Source organism: Sphingomonas sp. Ant20 (assembly GCF_000783375.1).
GTDB classification, from domain to species: domain Bacteria; phylum Pseudomonadota; class Alphaproteobacteria; order Sphingomonadales; family Sphingomonadaceae; genus Sphingomonas; species Sphingomonas aerolata.
Genome location: NZ_JRVI01000013.1, coordinates 25,190 through 34,795, shown reverse-complemented (window position 1 = coordinate 34,795; position 9,606 = coordinate 25,190). Strand labels below are relative to the sequence as shown.

At 68.0% G+C, this 9,606-nt stretch carries 8 protein-coding genes and 2 pseudogenes; 9 read left to right on the top strand and 1 reads right to left on the bottom strand.

Features of this window, described 5'->3' with window-relative positions:
- The 3 genes and pseudogenes from NI18_RS24110 to alaS form a co-directional block, all read left to right on the top strand.
- A pseudogene (locus NI18_RS24110) lies at positions 1-124 on the top strand (LysR family transcriptional regulator); the annotation flags it as partial.
- A 29-nt stretch (positions 125-153) separates the two neighbouring features.
- On the top strand, positions 154-684 hold the full coding sequence (locus tag NI18_RS03550; protein WP_306286217.1) for a GNAT family protein: 531 nt from the start codon (positions 154-156) through the stop codon (positions 682-684).
- A gap of 44 nt (positions 685-728) precedes the next feature.
- Positions 729-3,371 (top strand): annotated as a pseudogene (gene alaS / locus NI18_RS03545) (alanine--tRNA ligase).
- Between the two features lie 271 nt (positions 3,372-3,642).
- Here alaS and NI18_RS03540 read toward each other — a convergent pair.
- On the bottom strand, positions 3,643-5,286 hold the full coding sequence (locus NI18_RS03540) for a thiamine pyrophosphate-binding protein (RefSeq protein ID WP_037528149.1): 1,644 nt from the start codon (positions 5,284-5,286) through the stop codon (positions 3,643-3,645).
- Positions 5,287-5,402: 116 nt separating this feature from the next.
- On the opposite strand from NI18_RS03540, the gene NI18_RS03535 reads away from it, so the two are divergent.
- From NI18_RS03535 to NI18_RS03510, 6 genes are all read left to right on the top strand, one after another.
- Complete coding sequence (locus NI18_RS03535; protein WP_031440773.1) at positions 5,403-6,113, top strand: CoA transferase subunit A; 711 nt, start codon at positions 5,403-5,405, stop codon at positions 6,111-6,113.
- A gap of 149 nt (positions 6,114-6,262) precedes the next feature.
- Entirely contained in the window at positions 6,263-7,009 is a 747-nt protein-coding gene (locus NI18_RS03530) for an HAD family acid phosphatase (protein ID WP_235188376.1), read from the top strand.
- Positions 7,009-7,287, top strand: coding sequence for a DUF5076 domain-containing protein (locus tag NI18_RS03525; protein ID WP_037528148.1), 279 nt, complete (start codon positions 7,009-7,011; stop codon positions 7,285-7,287). The genes NI18_RS03530 and NI18_RS03525 overlap by 1 nt, the downstream gene beginning before the upstream one ends.
- Positions 7,287-7,922, top strand: coding sequence for a 3-oxoacid CoA-transferase subunit B (locus NI18_RS03520; RefSeq protein ID WP_031440775.1), 636 nt, complete (start codon positions 7,287-7,289; stop codon positions 7,920-7,922). The genes NI18_RS03525 and NI18_RS03520 overlap by 1 nt, the downstream gene beginning before the upstream one ends.
- Positions 7,922-8,605 carry a glutathione S-transferase family protein gene (locus tag NI18_RS03515; RefSeq protein WP_031440776.1) on the top strand — a complete coding sequence of 228 codons (684 nt, stop codon included), beginning with the start codon at positions 7,922-7,924 and terminating at the stop codon, positions 8,603-8,605. Before NI18_RS03520 ends, NI18_RS03515 begins: the two co-directional genes overlap by 1 nt.
- Positions 8,605-9,480 (top strand): alpha/beta hydrolase, encoded by an 876-nt coding sequence (locus NI18_RS03510; protein WP_031440777.1) that lies wholly within the window; start codon positions 8,605-8,607, stop codon positions 9,478-9,480. Before NI18_RS03515 ends, NI18_RS03510 begins: the two co-directional genes overlap by 1 nt.
- The last annotated feature ends 126 nt before the right edge of the window (positions 9,481-9,606 follow it).

The window sequence follows — 9,606 nt, the reverse complement described above, 5'->3', positions numbered from 1 at the left end:
AGGCGGGGTGGTCCGGATCATCGGCGACGCGCAGCCGTCGCGTGGCGGCTATTGGCTCGTCGCGCCGCTGCCGCAGTGGCGCCAGAAGAAAGTGCGCGCGCTCGTCGATGCGCTGATCGCTTGAGGCGTCGCGCGCTGCCCCATCCGGTACTGGTGACCCCGCGGCTCCGGCTGCGTCGGCTCGTCCAGGCAGACGCAGTCGCCTTGCACCCGACACTCGCCGACGCGGACCTGATGACCTATTCGGCGGATGGTCCGCTAACGTCGATCGAGGCGACGCGGCTCTATCTGGTCGAGGATCCCGCTGACGTAAACTGGCGCGCCTGGGCGATCACGCGGCACGGCGACGACCGGGCGATCGGCTGGGTCTCGGGCGGGCGGATGCGCGGGCAGGGGGTGACCGAGATCGGCTTCATCCTCGCGCGCGCGCACTGGGGCCGCGGTCTGGCGAGCGAGGCGGTGTCGGCGGTGCTGGACCAGCTGTTCGCCGAGGGGCAGCACCGCGTGTTTGCCGATGCCGACAGCGAGAACCGCGCGTCGATCCTGCTGCTCGAACGGCTGGGGTTCCGGCGCGAACGGCTGCTGCGCGGCGAATGGGAGACGCATATGGGGCTGCGCGACAGCCTGATCTACGGGCTTCACGCCGATGACTGGCTGGCGGCGGCCCTGCCACAATCCGCGTAACGCGGTCACTTGAGCGAACCCGGTTGCTCGCCTAAGTCGGCGGCATGACATCGACGAACGACATCCGCCGCGGCTTCCTCGACTATTTTGGTTCGCAGGGACACCAGATCGTGCCCTCTGCGCCGCTCGTGCCGCAGAACGACCCGACGCTGATGTTCGTCAATGCGGGGATGGTGCCGTTCAAGAACGTCTTCACCGGCCTCGAATCGCGCCCCTACACGACCGCCACCTCGTCGCAGAAGTGCGTCCGCGCGGGCGGCAAGCACAATGATCTCGACAATGTCGGCTATACCGCGCGGCATCACACCTTCTTCGAAATGCTCGGCAATTTCTCGTTCGGGGATTATTTCAAGGAACAGGCGATCACGCATGCGTGGACGCTGCTGACGAAGGACTGGGGCCTGTCGCCCGACCGGCTGACCGCGACCGTCTATCACACCGACGACGAGGCGTTCGATCTCTGGAAGAAGATCGCGGGCCTCCCTGAGCACCGCATCATCCGCATCCCGACCAAGGACAATTTCTGGTCGATGGGCGACAACGGGCCGTGCGGGCCATGCTCGGAGATCTTCTACGACCACGGCGATCACATCCCCGGCGGCCCTCCCGGCACCCCCGACGAGGACGGCGATCGCTTCGTCGAGATCTGGAACCTCGTGTTCATGCAATATGAGCAGGAAAATGCCGAGATCGTCGGCAACCTGCCCAAGCCCTCGATCGACACCGGCATGGGGCTCGAGCGGATCGCCGCGGTGATGCAGGGCGTCACCGACAATTACGACACCGACACGTTCAAGGCGCTGATCGCGGCCTCGGGCGCGCTGACGCATACCGCGACCGACGGCGCGAACACCGCGAGCCACCGCGTGATCGCGGATCACCTGCGCACCGCAGGCTTCCTGGTCGCGGACGGCGTGCTGCCCGCGAACGAAGGCCGTGGCTATGTGCTGCGCCGGATCATGCGCCGCGCGATGCGTCACGCGCATATCCTCGGCGCGAAGGAGCCGTTGATGCACCGGCTGGTGCCGTCGCTCGTCACCGAGATGGGCGCGGCTATCCCGAGCTGTTCCGGGCGCAGTCGCTGATCGAGGCGACGCTGCAGCAGGAGGAGACGCGGTTCCGGCAGACGCTCGATAAGGGGCTGAAGCTGCTCGACGAGGCGACCGCGGACATGACCGAGGGTACGCTCGCGGGTGACGTCGCGTTCAAGCTCTACGACACCTATGGCTTCCCCTACGACCTGACCGAGGACGCGCTGCGCGAACGCGGGCTCGCGGTCGACCGCGAAGGCTTCGACACCGCGATGGCCGAGCAGAAGCGCGCCGCGCGGGCTGCGTGGAAGGGTTCGGGCGCCAAGGCCTCTGACGATATCTGGTTCGATATCGTCGAGCAGAGCGGCGGCACCGAATTCCTCGGCTATGCCTCGGACACCGGCGAGGGCGAGGTCGTCGCGCTCGTCAAGGACGGCGCGCGCGTCGACCATGCGACGACGGGTGATACGGTGTCGATCGTCGTCAACCAGACGCCCTTCTATGGCGAGAGCGGCGGGCAGGTCGGCGATGCCGGGCACATCTCGACCGACACCGGGCTGCGCGCAAACGTCACCGAGACGTCGAAGCAGCTCGGCCGCGTGTTCGTCCATCATGCGATGATCGAGTCGGGCGGGATCAAGGTCGGCGATACGGTCAAGCTGCAGATCGACGTCGCGCGTCGTGCGCAGATCCGTGCCAACCACTCCGCAACGCATCTGCTGCATGAAGCGCTGCGCGAACGGCTCGGCAAGCATGTCGCGCAGAAGGGGAGCCTGGTCGCGCCCGATCGCCTGCGCTTCGACTTCTCACAGCCGGTCGCGATGACGCCCGCCGACATCGCTCAGGTCGAGGCCGATGTGAACGCGCAGGTCCGCGGCAATGGCGCGGTGACGACGCTGCTGATGACCCCCGACGACGCGATCGCGATGGGTGCGATGGCGCTGTTCGGCGAGAAATATGGCGACGAGGTCCGCGTCGTGTCGATGGGCTCGACCGACGAGGGCACCTATTCGATCGAACTGTGTGGCGGCACGCACGTAACCGCGCTCGGCGATATCGGGTTGTTCAAGGTCGTCGGCGAAGGCGCGGTGTCGAGCGGCGTGCGTCGCGTCGAGGCGCTGACCGGCGAGGCCGCGCGTGCCTATCTGACCGGGCGCGACGATCGCCTGCGTGAGGCGGCAGCGGCGTTGAAATCGACCCCCGACGAGGTGCCTGCGCGCGTCGCGGCGCTGATCGAGGATCGCCGGCGTCTCGAGCGTGAGCTGGCCGATGCGAAGAAGGCGCTGGCGCTCGGCGGCGGTGGTTCCGGTGAGGCGGCGGGACCCGAGCAGGTCGGCGGCGTGGCCTTTATCGGACAGGTGCTCAATGATTTCGAGGCGAAGGGCCTGCGCGGCGCGGTCGACGAGGCCAAGCAGCGGCTGGGGTCGGGGATCGCGATGCTCGTCGCGATCAACGACGGCCGCGCCTCGGTCGCGGTCGGCGTGACCGCGGATCTGGTCGCGAGCCACAATGCGGTCGACCTGCTGAGGATCGCGGTAGCCGCGCTCGGGCGGTCAGGGGGGCGGTGGCCGTCCCGACATGGCGCAGGGCGGTGGGCCGGATGGCGACAAGGCGGCGGAGGCTGTAGCTGCGGTGCGGGCGAAGCTGGCGGGCTGAGGGGCTGCTGCTCCGTGTCGTTCCCCCGCGGACGCGGGGGCCCAGCTAAGTTCCGGTAGCGTGCGCTACCTTGGACCCCCGCCTTCGCGGGGGAACGGTGCGAGTGAATGCCAGCACTAGCATCAAAACCACCCCGGCGAAGGCCGGGGCCCAGTTGGGAAGGCCGAGGTAACAGAGGACCGTCCGTAGTTACTGCTGTCCCCCAACTGGGCCCCGGCCTTCGCCGGGGTGGGGCGTGAGGTGTGCCGGCCGCGTCCTAACCCAATAAGGATCACGCCGCCCCGCGCACCGCCGCCAGCGTCGTCCCGGCGGTAATCGCCTCGATATCCGTGACCAAGTGCAGCATCCGCACCCCGGACCGCGACATCGCCCGGTCGAGCGCCGCGGCGAAATCCTCGGTCTTGGTGACCGTCTCCGCCCAGCACCCATAGGCCCGGCCCAGCGCGGCAAAGTCCGGATTGCGCAGCGCCGTTCCCGACACCCGCCCCGGATATTCGCGTTCCTGATGCATCCGGATCGTGCCGTAGCCGCCATTGTCGACGACCAGCACCAGCATGTCCGCGCGCTGCGCGACCGCGGTGGCGAGTTCCTGCCCGTTCATCAGGAAGCACCCGTCACCCGCCAGCGCGACGACCGTCCGCTCGGGATGCCGCAGGGACGCGGCGACCGCGGCGGGTACGCCGTAACCCATCGCTCCGGCGGTCGGGGCAAGCTGCGTTCCCGGCCCGGCATAGGCCCAGTAGCGATGCCACCAGCCCGAATAATTCCCCGCGCCGTTGCAGATGATCGCATCCGCGGGCAGCCGCTCTCGCATCGCCGCGACGCACGGCCCCAGGTCCATGAGCAGATCGCGCGGCGCCGGCGTCGACCAGGCGCGCCACTCAGCATGCGCCTCCTGACCCGCGGTCCGCGGCGGTAGGTCGACCGCGAGCAGCGCCTCTGCGAATTCGGCCATCCCCGCGCACACCGCGACGTCGGCGTGATAGGTGCGGTTCAGCTCATTGGGATCGGGGTGGACATGGACGATGCGCTGCCCCGGATGATCGGGCGTCACCAGCGCATAGCCATCGGTCGTGGCCTCGCCCAGCCGAGGGCCGACGACGAGCAGCAGATCCGCCGTCTTTACCCGCTCGACCAGCTTGGGGTTGGGCCCATAACCAAGATTGCCCGCCCAGACCGGGCAGGCGTTCGGGATCGCATCCTGCCGCCGGAACGCTGCGGCGACGGGAATGCCGTTGCGATCCGCCCAGGTCGAGAACGCCCCCGACGCAGCCGCATCCCAGCCCGCGCCGCCGACGATCGCCACCGGCCGCTCGGCGGTCGTCAGCAGATCCGCGAGCAGGTCCATCATGTCCGCGTCGCACGCCTGCGCGACGCGCTCGACCCGCGGTCGGTCGACCGCCTCGACCACGTCCAGCAGCATGTCTTCTGGGAGTGCGAGCACCACCGGCCCGGGGCGGCCCGACATCGCGGTCGCATACGCGCGCGCGACATATTCGGGGATCCGCCGGGCATCGTCGATCCGCGCCGCCCATTTGGCGATGGGCGCGAACATCGCCTGAAAATCAATCTCCTGGAACGCCTCGCGGTCACGCGTGCCGCGGTCGATATCGCCGACGAACAGGATCATCGGCTGGGAGTCCTGCATCGCGACATGCACGCCGATCGATGCGTTGGTCGCACCGGGCCCGCGCGTGACGAAGGCGATACCGGGGCGGTGCGTCAGCGTGCCGTCCGCGCACGCCATGAACGCCACGCCGCCTTCCTGCCGGCACACCACCGTCTCGATGGCGGGCGTGTCGTGCAGCGCGTCGAGCACCGCGAGGAAGCTTTCGCCGGGCACGGTGAAAATACGGTCGCAGCCTTGTGCGACGAGTTGGTCGACGAGAATTTGGCCGCCGGTACGCTGGGTCATGACAATCTCCTGCCGCCACCGTAGCCCGGCAATCGTCACCAAGTCGAGAACGCCCGCCCGACATTGCCGTCCACTGCCCGGCGCATTATGCCGCGGTAAAGACGATAGGAGGATGCATGGCGAACAAGCGCTACACCGACGCGGCGGCGGCACTCGAGGGTGTGCTGTTCGACGGGATGACGATCTGCGCGGGCGGGTTCGGGCTGTGCGGCATCCCCGAGCGGCTGATCGACGCGATCGAGGCGTCGGGCGTCAAGGACCTGACGATCGCGAGCAACAATGCCGGGATCGACGGGCAGGGTCTCGGCAAGCTGCTCCGTTCGCGCCAGGTGAAGAAGATGATCTCGTCCTATGTCGGCGAGAACAAGGAATTCGAGCGGCAATATCTGAGCGGCGAGCTCGAGGTCGAATTCTGCCCGCAGGGGACGCTTGCCGAGCGCTGCCGCGCGGGCGGCGCGGGCATCCCCGGCTTCTACACCAAGACCGGCGTCGGCACCCTGGTGGCGGAGGGCAAGGAGGTGAAGAGCTTCGACGGGCAGGATTATATCCTCGAACGGGGCATCCGTGCGGACCTGAGCATCATCAAGGGCTGGAAGGCGGACGAGAGCGGCAACCTGATCTTCCGCAAGACCGCGCGCAACTTCAACCAGCCGATGGCCACCGCGGGCAAGATCTGCGTCGCCGAGGTCGAGGAGATCGTTCCCGTTGGCAGCCTCGATCCCGATACTATCCACCTGCCGGGGATCTATGTGAAGCGGATGATCGTCGGTGCGCCCTACGACAAGAAGATCGAATTCCGCACCGTCCGCGAGCGGGTCTCCGCGTGAAACCAGGCCCGATAATGTGCCGCAAACGCAGCCATTTTTCCTGGACCGCTGCGCTCGCAGGGGCACTGGTTCTGCAAGGGTGCGTCAGCGTGACCTCGCCGACCGCGATCGTCTCCGCACCGGTGACCGTCGACGGCGTCCCGGCGGGCATGCAGTATCTCTACGCCTCGGGCGAGGCCGCCGCCGCCAGCATCCAGGCATGGAACGCGCTTGTCGGCTATGTCCGTGCGCAGCGCACGCCGACATCGGTCGTCCTCGCGCCAGGCGCGACGCTCGCCGCGCCGCGCTGGACCGCATGCGGCAGCAAGCCCAAGGCCGTGGTGTTCGACGTCGACGAGACCGTGCTGCTCAATCTCGGCTTCGAATATGATGCGTCCACGGGGCGGCCCTGGTCCGAACCGCGCTGGCAGGAGTGGGAGCGCACCGGCATCAAGCAGGTCGCGCCCGTTCCCGGCGCGCTTGCCGCACTGACGCAGTTGCGCGCGATGGGCGTGACGGTGGTCTTCAACTCCAACCGCGCCGCCGCCAATGCCGCACAGACGCAGGCGGCGATCGAAGCCGCGGGCCTTGGCCCCGCCCGCCACGGCGAGACCTTGTTCCTCGCCGGCGACGACGCGACCGGATCAAAGAAGGACGGCCGCCGCGCGACGATCGCCGCGCGCTATTGCGTCGTCGCGATGGGCGGCGACCAGCTCGGCGATTTCAGCGACCTGTTCAACGCAGGCCAGACCCCCGCCGCGCGGCGTGCGGTGGTGCAGTCGCCCGCGATCACGGCGAAATGGGGGGCAGGGTGGTTCGTGCTGCCGAACCCCGTCTACGGCACCGCGCTGAAAGGTAGCCGTGACGAGGTCTTTCCGCCCGCGATCCACTGGGCGCCGACACAGGGAATCCACTGATGACCGACCACCCCAACGCGATCAAGCTCGATCCCGGCGCCGCGTTGACGGACGAATCGGTCGAGGTCGCGCGGATCTGGATCACCAACAATGCGGGCAGCAACGTGCTGATCGACGCGGGCATCCTCGAGGATCCGACGGTGTTCGGCTACCTCCTCGCCGACACGATCCGTCACGCCGCCCGCGCCTATGCGGGCACCTGGGGCATCGCCGAGGATGCCGCGCTGCGCGACCAGGTCACGACCATCACCACCATCCAGGAAGGAACGCTCAACTGATGCCGTGGGATCGCAACCAGATGGCGGCGCGGGCCGCACAGGAACTCAAGGACGGCTATTACGTCAATCTCGGCATCGGCATCCCGACGCTCGTCGCGAACAACATTCCCGACGGCATGACGGTCACGCTCCAGTCGGAGAACGGGATGCTCGGGATCGGGCCGTTCCCCTATGCGGGCGAGGAAGATGCCGACCTGATCAACGCGGGCAAGCAGACGATCAGCGAACTGCCCTCGTCGGTCTATTTCAGCTCGTCCGACAGCTTTGCGATGATCCGCGGCGGGCATATCGACCTGACCGTGCTCGGCGCGATGGAGGTCAGCGAAGACGGCGACATCGCCAACTGGATGATCCCGGGCAAGATGATCAAGGGCATGGGCGGCGCCATGGATCTGGTCGCGGGCGTCAAGCAGATCATCGTCGTCATGGATCACACCGCCAAGGACGGGACGCCTAAGTTCATCCCGTCCTGCTCGCTGCCGCTGACCGGCAAGAACGTGGTCGACATGATCGTCACCGACCTGGCGGTGTTCCAGCGTAGCGACCATGATGCGCCGTTCAGGCTGGTCGAACTCGCGCCCGGCGTGACCGCGGACGAGGTCGCGGCCAAGACCACCGCGCGCTATACCGCCTGATGGGCTATACGCTCGTCACCGCGAACCGGAATTATTCCAGCTGGTCGCTTCGGCCGTGGGTGTTGATGCGGGCGCTGGGGATCGCGTTCGAGGATCGGATCGAACCCTTCCTCGCGCCCGAGAATTACGATGCGTTCCGGCTGTTCTCGCCGACCGGGCAGGTGCCGGTGCTGATCGATGGCGAGCGGACGGTGTGGGATTCGCTGGGTATCGCGCTCTACCTCGCCGAGCGGCACGACGGCGTCTGGCCGTCCGATGGCGATGCGCGCGCCTGGGCGGTCTGCGCGGCGGCAGAGATGCATGGCGGGTTCGCGGCATTGCGCAACGAGCGGACGATGAACGTCGGCGTCCGCGTCGATCCGGTCCGCGGCAGTGACGCGCTCGACCGCAACGTCGCGCGCGTCACCGAACTCTGGGCGGAAGGTCTCGACCGGTTCGGCGGGCCCTGGCTCGCAGGCGCCGACTTTACCGCCGTCGACGCCTTCTTTGCGCCTGTCGCGTTTCGCGTCCGCACCTACGGGATCGATGTCGGTCCGCAGGGCCTTGCATGGGTCGAGCGGATCATCGCGCATCCGGCGATGCGCGAATGGGAAGACGCCGCGCTCGGCGAGACGTGGCGCGAGGCCGGGCACGAGGCCGAACTGGCGGCCAGCGGATCGATTACCGCAGATTTCCGCCGCTGATGCGCCGCGTTGCCATTGTCATCGCGCTGGTCGTGATCCTGATTGCGGGCACGGCGTTCACTGCGGGGCCCGGCACGCTCAGCGTGCTCGATGGGGTAATGGGCGGCGGCCGCGGCACTGCGCGGGTGCGGGAGGGCGTTCCGTTCGGCACGCATGGCCAGAAACTCGACGTGTGGCGGCCATCGGGCGGCGCGAAGACGGGGCTGCCGGTGCTGATCTTCTGGTATGGCGGCGGCTGGGTGCACGGGTCGCGTAGCGCCTATGCGTTTGCCGCGCGCGCCTATGCGAAGGCGGGCTACGTCGTCGTCATGCCCGATTACCGCAAGGTTCCCGACGTCCGCTTCCCCGCCTTCCTGCAGGATGGCGCCGAGGCGGTGAAGTGGACGCGCGATCATATCGAGGCGTCGGGCGGCGACCCGAACCGGATCGCCGTCGCCGGTCACTCCGCGGGGGCGTATACGGTCGCGATGCTGACGCTCGACCCGCGCTGGTTGCGTGCCGAAGGTGTCGATCCGCGGATCATCAAGGCCGCGGTCGGGTTGTGCGGGCCCTATGACTTCTACCCGTTCACCGCCAGGCGCGCGATCGATGCGATGCAGGGGGCGGCGGATCCGGTGATGACCCAGCCGATCCACTTCGCGCGACGCGATGCGCCGCCAATGCTGCTCGTGTCGGCGGGCGACGACACGCAGGTGAAGGCGCACAACGCCGACAACCTGACGGCAAAGCTCACCGCGCTCGATGCACCGGTGCGGCATGTCGACTATCCGGGGCTAAGCCACGAGGATGTGGCGATGGCGCTGTCCAAGCCGTTCCGCGGCAAGGCGCCGGTACTCTCGGACAGCGTGGCATTCCTGAACCAGGCGATGCGCTGACCGCGTCCCGGCCGTCGACGGTCGGGGGCGAGGATGACGACGGACGAGCAGGAACACCGCCACCCTCGTTGACAGGACGGAGCCCCGCCGCCCCGACCTTGGCCCGCCGCCGGATTTTTTGTGTCC